Raw genomic sequence first — 19,296 nt, 5'->3', positions numbered from 1 at the left:
CGTATGCGTGCCGCGGCGCTAGTTTGCCCCTCTTGATCCGGGGAGGCTGCCATGCGTGCGATGAATTTTCTGATGCCCTTTTGCCTGTGGGCGCTGGCCGCCTGTGGTGGCCCGTCGGGCGAGACTATTGCGCCAGCCCCTGAGGCGGCCCCGGAGGCGATGACGACCGAGCGCGCCGCTGAAGGCGCCATCCCCGCGGCCGACCTGGTGTTCTGGGGCGGCAATATCCACACCGCCAATGACAACCAGCCCACCGTGCAGGCCGTTGCTGTCCAGGCTGGACGCATCGTGTTTGCTGGCCCTCAGGCCGGCGCCGAGATCTGGATCGGCGCGCATACGCGGGTCGTCGATCTCAATGGCGGCGCGATGTATCCCGGTTTCACTGACAGTCATGTCCATGTGATGGGCGTCGGCGCCCGCGAGCGCACGCTCAATCTCGACGACGTCACCTCGATCGCAGACCTGCAGGCGCGAATCGCCGCCGCGGCGGCAGAGCTGGACGCTGGCAGCGTGCTCTATGGGCGTGGCTGGATCGAAACGCATTGGCCTGAAGGACGATTCCCCAATCGCCATGACCTCGACGCCGTGGCACCGGATCATGCCGTCATCCTGACCCGCGCCGACGGCCATGCCTCGGTCGCCAATTCCCTGGCGCTGCAACAGGCCGGGATCGGTGTAGACAGTGTCGCGCCGGATGGTGGCGAGATCCTGCGTGAGGCCAGCGGTGAGCCTGATGGCATGCTGATCGACGCTGCCCAGTACGCCGTTTATTCCCTGATAGAACAGCCGAGCGGCAGCGTGCGCGCCGATACCTATGCCCAGGGTGCGCAAGTGATGGCCAGCCTTGGCTGGACCGGCGCACACGACATGTCCGTGCCTTATGAGGATGTCGCGATGATCGAGGCGCTCGCCGACGCGGGCCGTCTGCCGATTCGCGATTACATCTCGATCAATCCGGGCGGCTATTCCCGCCTGGCTGCCGAGACTCCGCGCATCGCCGCCGATGGTCTCGTCATCACCCGCGCTGTCAAAATGTATATGGATGGCGCCCTTGGTTCGCGCGGCGCGGCGCTGCTGGAACCCTATTCCGACCGCCCGGAGAGTTCGGGCCTGCTCTTCCCCGAGGGCGATGAGATGCTGGGCGTGATGACCGAGGCGCTGCGCTCGGGTGTGCAGATCAATGTGCATGCGATCGGGGATCGCGGAAACCGGGTCCTGCTCGACTGGATCGAGGAAGCGATGGCCGCCGTACCCGCCGATGAACGCGCGCTGCCGGAGCATCGCTGGCGCGACGAGCATAGCCAGATCATCGAACCCACCGACATTCCACGCTTTGCCGAACTCGGCGTCATTGCCTCGATGCAGCCCTCGCATGCGATCGGTGATCTCTATTTCGCGCCTGCGCGGCTTGGCGCGGAACGGCTGGCCGGAGCCTACGCCTGGCAGAGCCTTCTGGATGCCGGCGCCCATCTCATCGGTGGCAGTGATGCGCCGGTCGAGCGTGGTGATCCACGGATTGAATTCTACGCCGCCACCGCGCGCGCCAGCCTCGACGGCTTCCAGGGCGATGACTGGCATGGCGAAGAGGCCCTGTCGCGACAGGACGCGCTCAAACTGTTCACGGCCTGGCCGGCCCATGCCTCATTCCGTGAAGACGAATTGGGCACGATCGAGCAGGGGCGGATCGCCGACCTGACCATTTTCTCGGCCGACATCATGACCATCCCCGAGGCGGAGATCCTGACGGTCCAGCCGTGGATGACGGTCGTCGACGGCGAAGTGGTCTTTGAAGCGCCCGACGCCTTCCATCAAAGCGATGAGGGCTAGCCTGTGACGGCGAAGGCCATCAGCAGGGTGCGCTGTTGCGGATTGTAATTATCGTCCGAGACGATGAGCAGGATGGTTTCACCATCGCGATGGAAGGCAGTGATGCCCTCGAAATTGTCGACGGAGTTGGCGGCACCAAATTCAGCCAGCAATTCCGGCTCGATGATCCCATCTGAATCAAGTGCGGTCTGGTCGAAGCGGACGATGCGCAGCTGGGAGCCGACTGCCGGGGTCCAGTAGCGCTGGAGCGCGTAGACCTGGCCGTCAATTACCGTCAAGCCCGTCAATCCATACTCGATGACAGCGGCCATGCTCGACAATGCCCAATGGTCGCCTGTCTGGCGCCAGACGTCATAGGCGGTGTCGGAGGAGAAGGGCCATTCAATGCCGACCAAGAGGCTGCCATCATCGAGCAGGGTCAGCGCTTCCATGCCGCCATTATGGGTGATGGGCAGGTCGGTCGGCGGCAAGTCGCGCAGATTCGGACGTGCCCGGTCAATCCGGTTCCAGTTTTCACCCAGATTATAGCACCAGATACGGGCTTCGCGCTCGAAGCTGACGGCATAGCGGCCTCCGCCCAGGGCGGCGATGCCCTCGCTATCGCCCGCTTCGCCTTCGAGGTGATGACCAGCCTGGTCCAGCAGGGGGGCGATGACAAGATTGTCCACGCCGCTCAATTCGCCGGCATCGGACCAGATCAGGTCTGTCGTCACCCACCAGGCGCTGTCGGAGACGGCCAGCAGGCGCGCGCCATCGGTGGAGGCCTCCAGCGCAGAGAGGCCGCCAAAACGGTCATCATCGTCAGAAATCTCGATTCCGCCGCGCCAGTCCAAAAGGCCCAGCTGCAGGATCTCCGGCGAATCGGGGAAAAGGGCGACGGCCTGGGTGGTCGGGCTGCTGACGACCGGGACGGGCTGTGAACAGGATGAGGCGAAGAGCACCGCGAGCAGCAGGGTGTAGCGTGTCATCGGGATCCCCCCCGTTAGCGCCTTGCCCCCATATCGGCAGTGTCGGCGCGCTTTAATGTTGATGTCGGCGAGGCCGGACGAGTACTGGTATAACCGGAGCTTACGGGCATGTCTTCATCGAACAGGGCTGCGAGCTGATCGGTCATCGCCCCGCCAAGCTGGTCGACATCATTGATCGTGACCGCATGGCGATACCAGCGGGTTACATCATGACCGATGCCGATGGCGAGAAGCTGCACATCCGAGCGGGTTTCGATCAGGGCGATGGTTTCGCGCAGATGGCGTTCGAGATAGCCGGCTGAATTGGCCGATTGCGTCCCGTCATCGACCGGAGCGCCATCACTGATCACCATCAGGATGCGGCGCTGTTCGGGTCGTGCAGCCAGGCGCTTCCAGGCCCAGAGCAGGGCTTCGCCGTCAATGTTTTCCTTGAGCAGACCTTCGCGCATCATCAGACCGAGATTGATCCGGGCGCGGCGCCAGGGCGTGTCGGCGGCCTTGTAGATGATATGGCGCAGATCATTGAGCCGGCCTGGCTGCGGCAGTTTGCCTTCGGCGAGCCACTTCTCCTTGGACTTTCCGCCCTTCCAGGCCTTGGTCGTGAAGCCGAGCACTTCGGTCTTGACGCCGCAACGTTCCAGCGTCCGCGCCAGGATGTCGGCGCAGGCGGCGGCGACCATGATCGGGCGGCCGCGCATGGAGCCGGAATTATCGATCAGCAGGGTGACGATGGTATCGCGAAACTTGGTTTCGCTTTCTGCCTTGTAGGAGAGCGGCAGGGTCGGGTCTGCAATGACGCGGGCCAGGCGCGCGCCGTCGAGAACGCCTTCCTCAAGGTCAAACTTCCACGCCCGCTCCTGCTTCGCCATCAGACGGCGTTGCAGCCGGTTAGCCAGGCGCCCGACGACCTGGTCGAGCCCCTTCAGCGTGCCGTCGAGATACTTGCGCAAGCGCGCCAATTCCTCGGTGTCGCACAGATCGGCGGCCTGGATGACTTCGTCGAATTCGCGCGTGAAAACCTTGTAGGACTTGGCGTCACCATCATCGCCGGGGCGCCAGTTGGGACGCATGGCCTTCTGGGATGCGCCTTCATCATCCATCGAGTCGACGCGGGTGTCCGCATCATCACTATCGGCATTATTCTCGTCATCATCGCCGGCTTCACCGGCAGCGTCGGGCGTGTCCTGGTTATCGTCGGACTGGCCGTCTTCATCCTCGTCTTCGCCGGTTCTCTGTTCGCGCTCGACGCCTTCATCCTCGTCTTCGGGATTCTCGCTTTCCTCCGGATCTCCGCCGAGCTCGTCGGACAGGTCGAGATCCTTGATGACCGAACGCAGCATGTCGGCAAAGGCGGTCTGGTCTTCGGCATTCACCGCGAGCGCGTCGAGCGAGGTGCCGGCCTTGGCCTCGAGCTGATCACGCCACAGTGTCATCAGACCGGCGGCCTCGGCGGGCGCGGGATGGCCGCCAATGCGTTCGCGCACCAGCATGGCCAGTGCTTCTTCCATCGGCGCCATTTCGCGCTCGGTGACGTTTTGCCAGCCTTTCTGGCGGCAACGGTCGATCAGGGCCGCGTCAAGATTGGCCGCCATGCCGCGCATTTCGCGCGCGCCCAGTCCCTCGACCCGCGCTTGTTCAGCGGCGTGGAAAATGGCCCGCGCCGTAGCGCCCGGCGGCAGGGCGCGAGCGTGAGCGGCTTCATTGTGGTGGGCAATCCGCAGGGCCAGCGCGTCGGCGCGACCGCGCACGGCAGCGGCGGCCTTGGTGGTTGGCTGGGGGCCCGGATTGGGCAGAACCATGCGCCCGCCATTGAGCCCGGCTATTTCGCCGCCAAAGCGGACATCGAGCTCCTTGTCGCCGGCAATCGCCCGCGTCGTGATGGCAAGGGCGCGGCGGAAGGCGTCGGGATCGGGGGGCGGCTGGCTCATGAGTGTAAACTAACCGGCTGGCGGAGAAAATCGAGCCGGGAGTTCAGGAAGCCGGCGGCATTGAGAAGTGGGTTCGGCGAAGCCGGCGCGGGGCCCTGTCTCGCAGCTGGTCGACCAGACGGCGCTGATCGACCGTGCCCTAGCCTGTCAGGGATCTCGCTCTGCTCACTTTGCACGCGGCCCTGGTTGAAAGCCTGGCGAGGGGCAGTGTGCTGTCATGCGTCAGGGCCCTGTTTATGCCCTGTCCGGTCAGCGATTGATTGCAGCACATGGCAATCGCCGATCCGGCCGCTCCCGCAATTGTCGAGCACGCGTTGCAATTCGTTTCTGAGCGCGGACAGATGCTGGATACGGATGGTGATCTCGTCGACATGGTGTTTGGCGATGATGTCCACCGCGGTGCACGGCCGGTTCGGGTCAGCTGCGAGGTCCAATAGTTCGCGGATGGCTGTCGGATCAAACCCGAGTTGCCGCGCCTGTCGGATAAAACCCAGCCTCTCCAGAGCGGCATCATCATAGCGGCGATGGCCGCTCGTCGCGCGTTCGGGCTCGGCGATCAGACCGTTCTGCTCGTAGTAGCGGATCGTCGTGACCTTGACGCCGGTGCGCCGGGAAAGCTCCCCGATGGCATAGGTGCGCGTCATGATTTTACCTCTTGCATCTATAGTGGCTGTAGATTGTATCTGGCATCTCTGTTGATAGGCGGCAAGCCGAGTCGGAGAGAAATGCCATGGCCGGGCCCCGCCGTAAAAACCAGCTAAGATTCGACAGCAGGCCTGCGGGGGCAAGGCTGCGGTCTTTATCCTCCGGAGAGTTCATGCCCGCCGCCTTCAATGGCGCGGGCGTGAATTGGCTCCTGATCGGCCGTTCAGGCTTGCACGCTATCCCCTCCATACCCGCTGACATCCCGCGCAACGCCTCAATCCATGTCCAAGTTCAACAGGTAGATGCCCCCATGACGATTGCCCGCCTCCTCACCGTTCTTGCCTTGATTTCGATCACGCTGGGTGGCGTCGCCGCTCGAGCCGATGAACCCGTTCCACAACCCGGTGCGGCGGCCGAGGCCGGACACCATGCCCACCGGAATGAGGGCGATGCTCACGATCATGAGGGGGAGCATGAGGACGACGTCATCGTCGTGCGTGCCACGCGGACCGGCCGAAATGTTGAGGACGACCCGGTGCGGGTTGAAGTGATTGTCCGCGAGGAAATCGAGGAGAAGGCGATCATGCGACCGGGCAATATCGCCATGCTGGTCAATGAGACCGGCGGCGTGCGTGTGCAGGTCACATCGCCGGCACTGGGTGCCGCGAATATCCGTATGCAGGGCCTGTATGGACGCTACACGCAATTGCTGGCCGACGGGCTTCCGCTCTATGGCGGACAGGCGGCCTCTATCGGGTTGCTGCAAATTCCGCCAACCGACCTCGCCCAGGTCGAAGTCATCAAGGGATCGGCCTCGTCGCTCTACGGGGCATCCGCGCTTGGCGGCGTGATCAATCTCGTCTCACGTCGCCCCGCCGAAGCCCCCTATGCAGAGGTCTTGTTCAACGCCACGACGCGTGACGGGCAGGATATTACGAGCTTTGCATCCACGTCCTTGAGCGATCAGCTCGCTGCCTCGCTGACACTGGGGGCTCACCGGCAGAGCAATGTCGATCTTGATGATGATGGCTGGATTGATATGCCGGGCTATGAGCGCGTCACGGTGCGCCCGCGCCTCCATTTCGACGGCCTTGATGGGTCGACCGCCTATGTGACTGCCGGCTTCATGACCGAGCAGCGCACCGGTGGCACACGCGACGGTTTTCTCACACCGGCGGGCACGGCTTTCCGACAGAACCAGGACACCACGCGTTTTGATGTCGGTGTGGTCACCCAGCACCCCCTTTCCGCTTCGCTGGACCTGAATTTCCGGGCTGCCGGCATGGTGCAGGATCACGAGCACCGCTTCGGTGGGCTGGTCGACTCGGACAGCCATGACACGCTGCTCCTGGAAGCGTCACTCGCAGGCGTGCGTGAGCGCACGGACTGGGTGCTGGGCCTTGCATATCAGGCTGACGGTTTTCGCTCAGACAGTTTTGGCGACTTTGACTACCGTTATGAAGCGCCGGGAATTTTCGCTCAGATCGACCATGACTTTACCGACACTATTTCCGCGTCATTGAGCGCGCGCGCCGACGATCACTCCGAATATGGGTTGCAAACCAGTCCGCGTCTCTCGGTTCTCTACCGGCCTGGCGACTGGACGATCCGTGCATCGTGGGGAAATGGCTTCTTTGCACCGACGCCTTTCGTCGAGGCAATCGAAGCTGCCGGGCTGTCGCGGCTGGAACCCCTCGCCGGTCTGGAGGCCGAAACCGCGACGACCGCTTCGATTGATTTCAATTACCGCAACGGGGCAATCGAGGGTGGTCTGACCCTGTTCGGATCTGACGTGGAGGGCGCGACACAATTGCAGGCGTTTGCAACGGCGCCGGGTGGGCCGGACGATGCAGTTCGGCTGGTCAATGCGAACGGCGAGACCGAAATTCGTGGGGCGGAAGTTCTGCTCCGGTATTTCTGGCGCGATTTCAAATTCACCGGGAGCTATCTCTATCTGGATACCAGCGAAGTTGACCCGGTCGGACTGGCTCGCCGCCAATTGCCCCTGACCCCTCAACACTCAGCCGGATTTGTGGCGATGTGGGAGCGTCATGGTGAGGGACGACTGGGATTCGAAGCCTATTACACGGGCGAACAAGAACTCTATGACAATCCCTACCGTACGCGAAGTGATGACTATCTCCATCTCGGGCTGCTCGGCGAAATCGTGCTCGGCAGGGTGAGCCTGTTCATCAATCTCGAAAACCTGCTGGACGTGCGTCAGAGCGACGAGGATCCAATTCTGCGACCGGCGCGTGCGGCGGACGGCCAGTGGACCACGGATATCTGGCAGAGCACGGATGGCTTCGTCGTCAATGGCGGCTTTCGGCTTCGATTTGGTGGCTGATCGGGCACCAACCTGAATCTTCCAGCGGAAATTGCGAGTGTTGATGACGGCGGTGAGCGGCATCTGCCGCGCGGTTTGCGGTTCGGGCTGTCGCGTGTTCCCATGTCAGCTCATGGCGGACTGGCGGCTGTTTGCCAGCCCCGCGACCTGCCAAGCAATGAAGGAGCCGGAAATGAGTGTTTCATTTGATTATGACAAGGCCCTGGAAAACCCTGCCCTGGCCTTTGATACCCCCGAAGCGGTATTGAGCCAGGCCGGGTTGAGCGATGCGCAGAAGATCGAAATCCTGCGCCGCTGGCTATTCGACGCCACCGAAATCGCCGACGCCGAGGCCGAGGGCATGGAGGCAGACCGGCCGCTGCTGGAACGCCGCGTCGCCCTGGCACTCGAGAGCCTCACCAACGGCAATGATGTCGAGCCGGCCTGATGGCTGACCGACATTTCGGGCGGCATGCTGCATACACAACGTATATCGATGAGCCTGAAAGGCCCCGAAATGTCCGCCGCAGCGACTCGCGCCGGAACATCGCGTTGAGGCGGTGCTGATGCTGCCTCTCACAAGGATTGGGCGGCGGCCCGCCGGCTAGTCGAGCGGGCGGATCGCCGGCGCGGCCGCAAACCAGGCTTCCACGTCCGTGAGGGGCACAGCGCGCTCATCCGTGACGGCGATTTGCGAATAGGTTGTCGAGAAATCCGCCTGTCCGTCTTCGATCGGGTAGGCGCCAAGAAACACGCTCTGCAAATCCCAGCTCAGGATCCGGCCGGCTCCAAAGCTGGCGATATAGCGATCATGCGTGACGAGGAATTCCTCACCGGCCTCGCAATCGGGGCTTTCAACCCGGCCACGGGCATAATTGATCCCGCGCCGGGCAACGGCGCCTTCGACCCAGTCCTCAGCGTCACGGACGAGGCCGCGGCCGGGCTGATACTCGCCGGTCTTGGTGATCTCGACCTCATAGCGGCTCGGGTCACATTGCGTGATCTCGATCCGGTCGAGATGCCGGTGGCGCACCAGATAATCGCGCAGATCGGTCTCCCAGGGCCGTCTCGCCTCGGGCTCGGCGATCAGATTGCGCACGCCCTGTACCAATTGATCATTCGCGCCGACAGGTTCGATCGCGAGGATGCCGCCCTCTGCCGTGCGGAAGACCAGATAGGTCTGCTCGAGGATCAGCGCCATGGAATTGGCGCAGGTCGGCAGGCTGAGAAAAGCTGTGCTGGGCGTGCCAACGGGGAATTCGTCCCAGAACAGGGTTTGCGCATGCAGGGCCGCATAATCGGTGCCGTCTGATGCCACCGGTTCAACCGCGACCGCGCCCGCAGCACCGTCGATCTCGAATGTGTCCTCGCCCATGCCCTTCAGGCGGTGGTCGACCTGCAGTGTGTATGTGGTCAGTCCAACATTGGCCATCATGGCCGCCCAAGAACCAGACAACTCGGTCGGACGCCAGGCCACGGGCCGGACCAGTTCCACAAAGGCCGATCGGGACAGATAGTCATAGAGACGCGGCGTCGCCGAAGCGGCCAGGTTTTGCTCGTAGGAGCGCGGCGGTGGCGGCGGGCAGGCCAGAGCCGGCGCGGCCAGTCCGGCGCTCGCGAGCGCACAGAGTGTGATGGTTCTGATCATGCCTGTCCCCCGTGTATCGGGGGGCATAGTCCTGATAGTCGCAGCACGGGTCAAGCGGGCACCAAGCGCCCGCCTCGTCCTTTAGGCAACCGCGGCGGGCTTGATCGGCGCTTCCGCCAGATCCGTTCCGAAGACGCGCTGATACATTTCCGCAATTGTCGGGCGTTCCAGCTCGTCGCACTTGTTGAGGAAGGTGAGGCGGAAGGAGTGGCCGAGATCGTTGAAAATGGCGTTATTCTCCGCCCAGGTCAGCACGGTGCGCGGGCTCATCACAGTCGAGATATCGCCATTGATGAAGGCTTCGCGCGTCAGATCGGCCAGCTTGACCATGTCGGCGACCTGTTTGCGGCCCTCTTCGGTGGCGGCGAGATCCTTCATCTTGGCGAGCACGATGGCGTTCTCGGTCGCGGCCGGCAGATAGTTCAGCGTCGCCACGATCGACCAGCGGTCCATCTGGCCCTGATTGATCTGCTGCGTGCCGTGATAGAGGCCGGTGGTGTCGCCGAGCCCGATCGTATTGGTGGTCGCGAACAGGCGGAAGGACGGGTTGGGCCGGATCACCTTGGTCTGGTCGAGCAGGGTGAGCGAGCCGGAGGCCTCGAGCACGCGCTGGATCACGAACATGACGTCCGGACGACCGGCATCATATTCGTCAAACAACAGCGCGACCGGACGCTGCAGCGCCCAGGGCAATATGCCCTCCTGGAATTCGGTGACCTGTTTGCCATCCTTCAGCACGATGGCATCCTTGCCGACCATGTCGATGCGCGAGATATGGCTGTCGAGATTGACCCGCACCATTGGCCAGTTGAGCCTTGCTGCGACCTGTTCGATATGGGTCGACTTGCCGGTGCCGTGATAGCCCTGGACCATTACCCGGCGATTTTTCGCAAAGCCCGCCAGGATTGCCCGCGTCGTCGCCGGATCGAACACATAATCCGGATCGATCTTCGGCGTGTGCTCGTCAGGCTTCGAAAACATAGGCACTTCGAAGCCGGCATCGAAGCCGAACAGCGCCTGGGTATCGGCAATGGCATCGGGGGCAGGCACAGGGAACTCGTCGTTCATGGAACCGGTCTTTTCGCTTGGGGACGTCAGGACTGCAAAGCTGCACGGGATCGTGCATCCGGACTAGCGCAGGCCGCGTCGCACGGCAAGGGAGGCGGGTGAGATGTCCCCCTTTTTCCCCCAACCCAACAAACGCTTGTCATCCCGGCCGGATGCCCGGACGCGTAGCGATCCGGGCGCAGAGCCGGGACCTGGCCGCTGTTCCAGCTGGAGGCACGGGTAGCTCCCCGATCTGCGCCCCGCTTGCGCGGGGCATCCGCCGGGGATGACAAGGGGTTGATTATTGAGAAAACTTTAGCGGGCGGCAGGCGGAGAAAACGTGAAAAATCACGCCATCCCGACGCCCTTGAGGATCTGATATGAAGCAATCACCCGGCCGAGCTGTTCCTCGCTCGAGCGGTCGCCGCCATTGGCGTCGGGGTGGAAGCGCTTGACCAGTTCGGCATAGCGGCGGCGCACCGTCGACGGGTCGACATCGGGTTTGAGGCCCATTGTCTCCAGTGCCTTGGATTGCAGCCGGCCCATGGTCTTTTCGCGCGGGCCGTCCTGGTGAGGCTTGGAATTGTCGCCGAAATTGCCCATCGGATCAGAGAAGCCATCGGCGAAGTCACGACTGGCACGTTGGGCCTTGGCGCGCTTGCTGGTCGAATTGCGCCAGCCCCAGGTCGGGCGGTGTCCATAGGCGGAGGATTCGCGATAGGCCTGCGCCGCCGTCTCGCTCATGCCTTCGAAGAAATTCCACGACTTGTTGTATTCCGAGGCATGGCTCTGGCAGAACCAGTAGAAATCGCTCAGCTGGTCATTGGATTTCGGTGCGCGGCTATTGCCATGGCTGCGGCAACCGGGCCATTCACACACGCGTTCCTCGGCCGAAGGTTTGTCCTTGGGCGGCTTGATGCGGATGTCTTTGAACCGCGGCGTATATTCGAATGCGTCTGTCATAGCGTCCGATTATGCTCATGCTCGGGTAAAGCAGCAATGAAACGAGTGTCAAAAGAGGTGAAATTAATCATGACAGTGAGAGATGAGATTGAAACCCGCCTGCGCGAGGCGTTGGTTCCTGTGGCCTTGCATGTCAGCGATGACAGTCATTTGCACGCGGGACACGCAGGTGCACGCGAAGGCGGGCAGAGCCATTTCAGCGTTGATATCGTCTCCAGCCGCTTTGAAGGCCTGACCCGGCTGGCCCGCCACCGCCTGGTCAATGAGGCGCTCGCCGCACAGCTCAAGGGTCCAATCCATGCGCTGGCGATCAAGGCGCGGGCGCCGGGCGAGGCATGATCCGCCCGGGCCGGTGGTCCAATCGCCCATGGCGGGCGTAGACCCTCACAACCCCAGTGGATTTCCGGAGCCGCCATGCCCAATTTCAATCCTTCCCTCTGCCTGATACCCGTCCTCGCCCTGCTCGCGACGGGCTGTGCCGCCAACGGACTGCAACAGGCCGAGACGCTGAGCGATTATCGAAACCTGCAGACCAGTGACCGCCGCTTGCTGCAGGTTCGCGAATGGGTTGATCCGCAGGCGCTGCGCGCCGTCGAGGCGGTCTATATTCCCCAGGCCGGCATTGTGCCGGGCGTTGTCGAGGACAGTGGTGTCGATCCGGCCCGTTTCAATCGCATCGTGGGCAAGTTGAACCAGACCATGTGCCGCCGGCTGGCGCGGAGCGGGTTTCAGGTCACCGCCGATCCGGAAATGGCGAGCCACGAGCTGCGCATGACCGTTACCGGATTTGAGACCACCAACCGGGTCAGCGCCGGCGCGTCGCGCCTGATCGGGTTTGCGATCCCGGGACCGCTCAGCCCGCGTATCCCGATCGGGATCGGGGCCCTGGCGGTCGAGGGCGAAATGCTTGATGCCACCGACACCCAGATTGCGGCGCTGGCCTGGTCCTCGCGCAATCACCTCGTCTCCAGTGGAGGCTTCTCCGAGATCGGCGATGGCTATGATCTGGCGCAGGTCTTTGCAGACAGTTTCGGCGACCTCATCGTCAGTGCACGCGATTCCGTTGATGGCGCACGGTCCGAGACCGAGCGCGGCGTGTGCAGTGCAATGTTCGCTGCCGCGACGGCCGGGGACGCCGAAGCGCCCGCCAGTCCCTAGTCGGGGCTGGCGCTGACGCGTAATTGCGTGATCTGGTTGCGGCGGCGTTCCACGACTTCGAAGCGCACGCCGTGGAAATGGAAAACCTGACCGCGCTCGGGAATGGTGCGGGCCTCGTGAATCACCAGGCCAGCGACGGTGACCGCTTCTTCATCCGGCAAATGCCAGTCCAGCGCCCGATTGAGGTCACGGATTGGCACCACGCCATCGACCAGCCAGGTGCTTTCCGCCTCCGGCTTGATGCCTTCAACGGCGATATCATGCTCGTCCTCGATCGCGCCGACGATTTCCTCGAGAATATCCTCCAGCGTCACCAGGCCCATCAGCGCGCCGTATTCATCGACCACGAGGGCGAAATGCTCGCGTTTCTCGCGGAAGGCATTGAGCTGATCGAGCACTTCGGTGGTTTCCGGCACGAACCAGGGTTCGCGCACGATGGCACGGATATCGATCGTGGACGGGTCGCCGTCATTATCGTGCATGGCACGCGCCAGGTCGCGGGCATGCAGCACGCCGATGATGTTATCCGGCTCGCCCTGATACAGCGGCAGGCGGGTATGGGGGCTGTGCAGCGCTTCCTGGGCGATTTCGGCGGCAGGGCGTTCGACATCGATCATGTGGATGGATTTGCGGTGGACCATGATGTCGTCAACGGTCAATTCGCGCAGATCGAGCACGCCGCCGAGCATGTCGCGGTCATTCTTGACCACGCCGCCATCCTCGTGATGCAGCGCGATTGTACCGCGCAATTCGTCGTGGGCTGAAAGGACCGGACCTTCGACCCGGGCGCCGAGCAGGCGCAACACGCCACGCACGATCGCCTGCACTGCACCGACAATCGGCGCGAAGACGCGCACGATGACCAGGACGGGGCGCGACACGAAGAGCGCGAAACGTTCAGGATTGGACAGCGCGTAGGTCTTCGGCATCACTTCGGCGAAGACCAGGACCAGCGCCGTCATCACCGCCGTGGCGATCCAGACGCTGTGCTCTCCGCCCAGCATGCGGGCAAATAACTGTCCGGTCAGCATGGAGGCGGCGATATTGACCAGATTATTGCCGAGCAGCAGCGAGCCCAGCAGGCCTTCGCCATCGCTGATCAGCAAATTCACCCGTGCCGCGTCGGGATTCTTGTCGCGCTCAAGCTGAAGGATGCGCGCCCGAGAGGTCGCAGTCAGCGAGGTTTCCGAACCGGAGAAAAAGGCCGACAGCATAAGCAGGCCAATAATCATCAGGGCGGGGCCAATCAGGCTCCAGTCGAGGCTCATGAGAGCGAAGTCTCCAAAAATGCGACAAGGTGTGCCGCGTCAATCCTAGGGTCTATCCACGCTTTGCCAATACCGCGGGCGAGAATCAAGGTGATTTCCCCGGCCTGGTTTTTCTTGTCATCACGCATGCGGGCTACAAGGCGGCCGGCATCCCAGTCCTTGTGCGCCAGTGTTGCGGCGCTCCAGGGCAGGCCGATCGTGCGCAAATGTGTCTCGACCCGGTCTGCGTCGCTGGCGGGGCATTCGCCGCGCGCGACCGAATAACGAAAGGCCAGTGCGATCCCCGCCGCGACGGCTTCGCCATGGCGGATCGCATCGCGGGGCGCTTCGGCCTCGAAGGCGTGGGCGAAGGTGTGGCCGAGATTGAGCAGGGCACGTCGGCCATGCTCCAGCTCGTCCTGGGCAACAATGTGAGCCTTGAAGGCAACCGCATCGGCGATGGCCCGGGCCAGCGGGGCACCGTGCAGCACGTTGGCGCCGGCGGCATCGAGCCGGTCAAACATCGTTGCATCGCCGATCAGCGCCGCCTTGATGATTTCTGCATAGCCGGCGCGGCGTTCGCGCTCGGGCAAGGTGGTGATGAAGGCGGTGTCGGCAATGACCAGGCGCGGCTGGTGAAAGGCGCCGGCGAAATTCTTGCCCTGGCGGGTATTGATCCCGGTCTTGCCGCCGACCGAACTGTCGACCTGGGCCAGCAATGTGGTCGGGATCTGGACGAAGCCGACGCCGCGCTTGGTCACCGCAGCCGCAAAACCGGTCAAATCGCCGATCACCCCGCCGCCCAGGGCGATCACTGCTTCGGAGCGTTCGATATTGCGCTCCAGCAAGGCGTCGACCAGCTGTTCCAGACCGGCAAAGCTCTTGGTGGCCTCACCCGGCTCCATCACAATCGGGTCGCAGGCAATGCCGGCACCGGCCAATACCGCTGTGACGCGTTCCAGGTGCAGGGGCGCAATATGACGGTCCGTCACGATAATGGCGCGTTGGCGCGGGAATATGCCGGGCAGGCGCGGGGCGGCCGCCTCGAGCGCGCCATCGCCGATCATCACATCATAGCTGCGATCCCCGAGACCAACCGGTACTGTCAGGACTGAATTCACTTTTGCGTCTCCCGGTCTTTCAGCGCGGCGATGATCGCGTCGGCCGTCGCCTGGTGGGTTCCCGCTGACGCATCGATATGGATATCGGCCTCCGCATAGGCAGGCTGCCGTGTCTCGAGCAGACGCTCAAGGATTTCCACCGGATTGCCGTCCCGCAGCAAGGGGCGGGTATCGCGCCGGGCAACCCGCGTCGCCAGGGTCTCGACATCGGCCTGCAGCCAGATGGATATGGCCTTGTTTGCGATCAGCGTCCGGGTATCCGGGTCGACAAAGGCGCCGCCGCCCAGGGCCAGCACCATGGGCGGTTGGTCGAGCAGGCGTGCGATCACGCGGCGTTCGCCATCGCGGAAGGCCGCCTCGCCGAAATCCTCGAATATCTCACTGACCGAACGGCCGGCGGCGCGCTCGATTTCATGGTCAGCATCGGCAAATGGGCGGTCCATGGCAGCGGCGAGACGGCGTCCGACCGTGGTCTTGCCAGCGCCCATCAGGCCGATCAGAACGATTGTGTGATCATGTAAAGCAGTGCGGGTCATCACATCGGTATAAAGCGTCTGGAAATCGCCGCAATCGGGGTTACCCTTGTCGCGCGGATGTTTGCCATTCTGGTGGCGCGCCAATTGCACATGTGGAAGGTGAATTCATGCGGGGTTTTCTGGTCGGTCTGGTGGTTGTCGCCGGCATTATCGCGGCGGGCTTCGGTACGCTGATTGTTATCGCGAACGGTCTTGAGCCGTCGCAGGAGGAAGTACGTGTCGAGCTGGACGATAATTTTCCGCGCTAGCGGCCTGGCCCTGGTTTTGGGCAGTACGGCCCTCGCCCAGGGGCCGATCGAGGTTCAAAGCCTCGACGCGCTCGATCCGCTCGAAGTGGGTCTGCCGGACGCTGCGCTGGGTATTTCGCTTTGGGATGGCAGCGATGCCGATATGGCCAGCCGGGTTCTCGCCCTGCTGCCCGAGGCGAGCCGTGAGGGCTATGCCTCGCCGGCGCTGGCCGATCTGGCGCGCTCGGTGCTGAGCTCCGGTGGCTATCCGCCCGCGGGCGGACGCGGCAATCCGGGACTGCCGGTGCTGCGGGCGGACCGTTTGCTGGCGGCAGGGGGCGTCTTCGAAGCCTATGATTTGCTCGAGCGTACGCCCAATCTGAACCAGAATGAAGCGCTCTCGCGCCTGCATGCCGAACTCGCCTTCGCGACAGGCAATACGCGCAGCGCCTGCCATTCGGCCGATGCGCTGCTGCGCGGTCGTGAACAGGCCTACTGGCTCCGGGCCCGGGCCGTCTGCCTGGCGCTTGATGGCCAGGACAGTGCCGCCGAACTGACTGCCGAGCTGGCCCGCAATTCCAGCGAAGACGCCGGTTATGACACCATGCTGTACGCGCTGACGCTCGACGGTAGTCCGCCGCAAGCGCTGCCGCTGATCGATTCCGGCCTGAAACTCTCCATGGCCTTCCAGCTTGATAGCGAGACTGATCTGGACACGCTTGAGGTCAGCGCGGCGCCCGGCTGGCTGCAGCGTTTCGTACACGGCCGCGCCATGCCCGCACCGGTGCCGGCCAGCGAACCGGCGCAGGCGCTGGCCGCAGCCCTTGCGCTCTCCGGTCCTGGCCGGACGGCGGGGCTTGAAACCGTGCTGGTCCAGGGCGTTGACCGCTCCATCGCCGCGGGCGCGCTTTCCGGCCTGCTCGACGACGCCGTCGCCGGCGATCGTTTTACCGTTGCGGCCCGGCGCTATGGCCGCGAGGTTCACACCATACCGGTGACGCGCGACACGCTGGGGGATGGCTATCGTTTCGCCCTCGCTGCCTTGTTGAGCGGTGACTTGCGAACGGCTTCGCAATGGCGCGACGCCTTGATGGATGGCCCGCCGCAACCACAGCCGATCACGGCCTTCGACGAGACCGGAAAGCCGATCGATCCGCTGGATGACGCGATGATGGTCGAAGTTCCGCCGGCCTGGGTGCCGCCTTCGCCGCGCCGCATGGTCAATCTCGACCTGGCGATCGCCCTTGCCCGCGACCGGCTGTCGGGCGACCAGACCGCTGCGCTGCTGGGCGCGCATTTTGAAGCCTATGGCCCGTCGGCGCTGCCCGACATGCTGGCCTTCAACCGGCTCGGCGCCGGCGAGGTGGCGGGATTGCGTCCGGCCTTGCTGCTGTCCGCGCCGGCGACGGTCGGCCCGGAAGTCCTGGCGATGGAAGCTGCCGCCCGCTCCGGCGCCGGCGCTGAGGCCGCGATGTTGGCCATTGCCGTCCTGGCAGGGTCGCCGCTCAATGCCGAGACCCTGAGCCGTTCAATTGTCGTGCTCGATCAACTCGGTCTGCGCCGTGCTGCGCTCGACCTGTTGCTGGAACGGCTGGTCGCGAGGGCGGTGTGAGCTCAGGTCCGGAGATCGACCTCTTCCTCGACATGATGGCCGCCGAACGCGGCGCGGCCCGCAATACACTGGATGCCTATGCCCGCGACCTGACCGATGTTTCGGCCCGGCTGGGCGCGCGCGGCGTCGAGCTGGCCAGCGCGGCGACGACCGATCTCGAACAAGTCCTGGCCGGGATCGAATCCGACGGCCTGTCGGCGGCCACTGCGGCGCGTCGATTGTCGGCGATGAAGCGCTTCTATCGCTTCCTGCTCTCGGAGGGCCGGCGCAGTGATGATCCGTGCACGCCGCTGCGCGGGCCCAAACAGGGGCGCAGCCTGCCGAAAATCCTCAGCGAAGCCGATGTCGACGCCCTGTTTGCGGCCGCCGCGGACCTGCCGGGGGCTTCGGGGCTGCGGACGCGGGCCTTGCTGGAAATTCTCTATGCGGGCGGGCTGCGGGTTACCGAGCTGGTCTCCCTGCCGCTCAGCGCCTTTATCCAGACCGAACGCTGCATATTTGTCACCGGCAAGGGCGGGCGCGAGCGCCTGGTGCCGCTGACGGCCTCGGCGCTGGAGGCGATGGCCGCCTATCGTGACGTGCGAGCGGCACATTTGCCGCCGCTCAGATCAGGCCAGCAGAAGGCCCATCGCTTCCTGTTTCCTTCCCGCACGGCGAAAACCGGACATCTCACCCGTGAGCGCTTCGCCCAGATCCTGCAGGAACTCGCCCTGGCGGCAGGTCTCGACCCGGCCCGCGTCTCCCCTCATGTGCTGCGCCATGCCTTCGCCACGCATCTGCTCGCGCGCGGGGCCGATCTGCGCTCCGTCCAGCTCCTGCTGGGCCATGCCGACGTCTCGACGACGCAGATTTATACCCATGTCCTGGACGAACGGCTGAAATCCCTGGTCGAGAGCGCGCATCCGCTGGCTCGCAACACCTGAACCCCGTTCCAACGCACTTCTGTTCACCGACAGTATTGCGCACTTGTGACGCTCGGCGCGGCTGGTTAGGTTCGACCCCATCTTGAACGTCCACAGGCGTTAAACGGGCATGTCCGATCCTACGCGTACCTATCTCGATTTCGAACGGCCGCTGGCCGAGCTGGAAGCCAAGATCGAAGAGCTTGAAACGCTCTCCGGTGCAGGCGGCGGCGATGCGCCAGATATGGCCGAAGAGACAGCGAAGCTGCGTCAGAAGGCGTCGGAACAGCTTGCGACCCTCTATGGCAAGCTCGACCCCTGGCGCAAGACCCAGGTCGCGCGTCACCCGGAGCGGCCGCATTTCCGTGATTACCGCAAGGCGCTGATCGAGGATTTCGAAGAGTTGTGCGGCGATCGGCGCTTCTCCGAAGATGCAGCCATCGTCGGTGGGCTTGGCCGATTCCGGGGCCGTTCCGTGGTCGTGATCGGCCATGAGAAGGGCCATGATACCGAGAGCCGCCTGCACCATAATTTTGGCATGGCTCGGCCCGAGGGCTATCGCAAGGCGATCCGCATCATGGATCTGGCCGAGAAATTCGGCCTGCCCGTCCTGACCTTTGTCGACACCGCCGGTGCTTATCCTGGTCTTGGTGCTGAAGAGCGCGGCCAGGCCGAAGCGATTGCGCGCTCGACCGAACGCTGCCTGACGCTGGGCACGCCGCTGATCTCGGTGATCACGGGTGAAGGCGGATCCGGCGGCGCGGTGGCCCTGGCCAGCGCCAATGTCGTGATGATGCTGGAGCATTCCATCTATTCGGTGATCTCGCCGGAGGGCTGTGCCTCGATCCTGTGGAAGGATCAGGCCAAGGCCAAGGACGCCGCCGTCGCGATGAAGGTCACCGCACCGGATCTGCTCGGCTTCAAGATCATCGACGAGATCATTCCCGAGCCGATCGGCGGGGCGCATCGCCACCCGGTCGAGACCATGCGCTCAGTCGGCAATGCCATTGAGGCCCATCTGGCCAAGCTCGACGGTCTGTCGGACAAGGAATTGCGCCAGAAACGCCGTGAACGCTTCCTGGCCATCGGCCGGGCCGGCGGCGGCGCCTTCTAGGCCTGGCTGCGACGCTTTCGCAGTTTT

At 63.7% G+C, this 19,296-nt stretch carries 18 protein-coding genes; 9 read left to right on the top strand and 9 right to left on the bottom strand.

The annotated features are described in order from the left end of the window. Positions 1-51 precede the first annotated feature (51 nt). Positions 52-1,827, top strand: a complete 1,776-nt coding sequence (locus tag BLT42_RS02935) for an amidohydrolase (RefSeq protein ID WP_091766517.1) — start codon at positions 52-54, stop codon at positions 1,825-1,827. On the opposite strand, the gene BLT42_RS02930 is transcribed toward BLT42_RS02935, so the two are convergent. From BLT42_RS02930 to BLT42_RS02920, 3 genes are all read right to left on the bottom strand, one after another. Next, complete coding sequence (locus BLT42_RS02930; protein WP_091766514.1) at positions 1,824-2,795, bottom strand: esterase-like activity of phytase family protein; 972 nt, start codon at positions 2,793-2,795, stop codon at positions 1,824-1,826. The two genes, BLT42_RS02935 and BLT42_RS02930, sit on opposite strands and share 4 nt — an antisense overlap. A 14-nt stretch (positions 2,796-2,809) precedes the next feature. Next, positions 2,810-4,723: a cobaltochelatase subunit CobT gene (cobT, locus tag BLT42_RS02925; protein ID WP_091766511.1), complete on the bottom strand. Its 1,914-nt coding sequence runs from the start codon at positions 4,721-4,723 to the stop codon at positions 2,810-2,812. A 215-nt stretch (positions 4,724-4,938) separates the two neighbouring features. Next, a complete protein-coding gene (locus BLT42_RS02920) occupies positions 4,939-5,367 on the bottom strand; it encodes a MerR family transcriptional regulator (RefSeq protein ID WP_091766508.1) in 429 nt (142 codons plus the stop codon). Between the two features lie 311 nt (positions 5,368-5,678). On the opposite strand from BLT42_RS02920, the gene BLT42_RS02915 reads away from it, so the two are divergent. Together BLT42_RS02915 and BLT42_RS02910 are read left to right on the top strand one after the other, a co-directional pair. After that, positions 5,679-7,715 (top strand): TonB-dependent receptor plug domain-containing protein, encoded by a 2,037-nt coding sequence (locus BLT42_RS02915; RefSeq protein ID WP_091766906.1) that lies wholly within the window; start codon positions 5,679-5,681, stop codon positions 7,713-7,715. Between the two features lie 172 nt (positions 7,716-7,887). Then, positions 7,888-8,142, top strand: a complete 255-nt coding sequence (locus tag BLT42_RS02910; protein WP_143024025.1) for a hypothetical protein — start codon at positions 7,888-7,890, stop codon at positions 8,140-8,142. Between the two features lie 156 nt (positions 8,143-8,298). Here BLT42_RS02910 and BLT42_RS02905 read toward each other — a convergent pair whose 3' ends face one another. From BLT42_RS02905 to BLT42_RS02895, 3 genes are all read right to left on the bottom strand, one after another. Beyond that, complete coding sequence (locus BLT42_RS02905; RefSeq protein ID WP_091766502.1) at positions 8,299-9,342, bottom strand: hypothetical protein; 1,044 nt, start codon at positions 9,340-9,342, stop codon at positions 8,299-8,301. An 81-nt stretch (positions 9,343-9,423) separates the two neighbouring features. After that, entirely contained in the window at positions 9,424-10,410 is a 987-nt protein-coding gene (cobS, locus tag BLT42_RS02900) for a cobaltochelatase subunit CobS (RefSeq protein ID WP_091766498.1), read from the bottom strand. Between the two features lie 327 nt (positions 10,411-10,737). Beyond that, positions 10,738-11,352 carry a J domain-containing protein gene (locus BLT42_RS02895; protein ID WP_091766495.1) on the bottom strand — a complete coding sequence of 205 codons (615 nt, stop codon included), beginning with the start codon at positions 11,350-11,352 and terminating at the stop codon, positions 10,738-10,740. A 69-nt stretch (positions 11,353-11,421) separates the two neighbouring features. On the opposite strand from BLT42_RS02895, the gene BLT42_RS02890 reads away from it, so the two are divergent. Then, a complete protein-coding gene (locus tag BLT42_RS02890; RefSeq protein ID WP_091766492.1) occupies positions 11,422-11,691 on the top strand; it encodes a BolA family protein in 270 nt (89 codons plus the stop codon). A 75-nt stretch (positions 11,692-11,766) separates the two neighbouring features. Beyond that, positions 11,767-12,510, top strand: coding sequence for a DUF3313 family protein (locus tag BLT42_RS02885; RefSeq protein ID WP_091766489.1), 744 nt, complete (start codon positions 11,767-11,769; stop codon positions 12,508-12,510). On the opposite strand, the gene BLT42_RS02880 is transcribed toward BLT42_RS02885, so the two are convergent. From BLT42_RS02880 to BLT42_RS02870, 3 genes are read right to left on the bottom strand one after another with little or no spacing between them, the layout of a single operon-like run. Next, positions 12,507-13,778: an HlyC/CorC family transporter gene (locus BLT42_RS02880; protein WP_091766486.1), complete on the bottom strand. Its 1,272-nt coding sequence runs from the start codon at positions 13,776-13,778 to the stop codon at positions 12,507-12,509. The two genes, BLT42_RS02885 and BLT42_RS02880, sit on opposite strands and share 4 nt — an antisense overlap. Next, positions 13,775-14,824, bottom strand: coding sequence for a 3-dehydroquinate synthase (gene aroB / locus BLT42_RS02875; protein ID WP_407657275.1), 1,050 nt, complete (start codon positions 14,822-14,824; stop codon positions 13,775-13,777). Before aroB ends, BLT42_RS02880 begins: the two co-directional genes overlap by 4 nt. A 50-nt stretch (positions 14,825-14,874) precedes the next feature. Further along, positions 14,875-15,414 carry a shikimate kinase gene (locus tag BLT42_RS02870; RefSeq protein ID WP_091766903.1) on the bottom strand — a complete coding sequence of 180 codons (540 nt, stop codon included), beginning with the start codon at positions 15,412-15,414 and terminating at the stop codon, positions 14,875-14,877. Between the two features lie 107 nt (positions 15,415-15,521). Between BLT42_RS02870 and BLT42_RS15090 the strand changes: the two genes are divergently transcribed. From BLT42_RS15090 to BLT42_RS02855, 4 genes are all read left to right on the top strand, one after another. Then, a complete protein-coding gene (locus tag BLT42_RS15090; protein ID WP_176780224.1) occupies positions 15,522-15,662 on the top strand; it encodes a hypothetical protein in 141 nt (46 codons plus the stop codon). After that, complete coding sequence (locus BLT42_RS02865) at positions 15,631-17,253, top strand: hypothetical protein (RefSeq protein WP_143024024.1); 1,623 nt, start codon at positions 15,631-15,633, stop codon at positions 17,251-17,253. The genes BLT42_RS15090 and BLT42_RS02865 overlap by 32 nt, the downstream gene beginning before the upstream one ends. Next, on the top strand, positions 17,250-18,176 hold the full coding sequence (locus BLT42_RS02860; RefSeq protein ID WP_091766477.1) for a site-specific tyrosine recombinase XerD: 927 nt from the start codon (positions 17,250-17,252) through the stop codon (positions 18,174-18,176). Before BLT42_RS02865 ends, BLT42_RS02860 begins: the two co-directional genes overlap by 4 nt. Before the next feature lie 109 nt (positions 18,177-18,285). Continuing rightward, positions 18,286-19,269 carry an acetyl-CoA carboxylase carboxyltransferase subunit alpha gene (locus BLT42_RS02855; protein ID WP_091766473.1) on the top strand — a complete coding sequence of 328 codons (984 nt, stop codon included), beginning with the start codon at positions 18,286-18,288 and terminating at the stop codon, positions 19,267-19,269. Positions 19,270-19,296 lie beyond the last annotated feature (27 nt).

The organism is Maricaulis salignorans, from assembly GCF_900103475.1.
GTDB lineage: Bacteria > Pseudomonadota > Alphaproteobacteria > Caulobacterales > Maricaulaceae > Maricaulis > Maricaulis salignorans.
The sequence above is the reverse complement of the archived record's forward strand: the minus strand, read 5'-3'. Positions and strand labels throughout refer to the sequence as shown.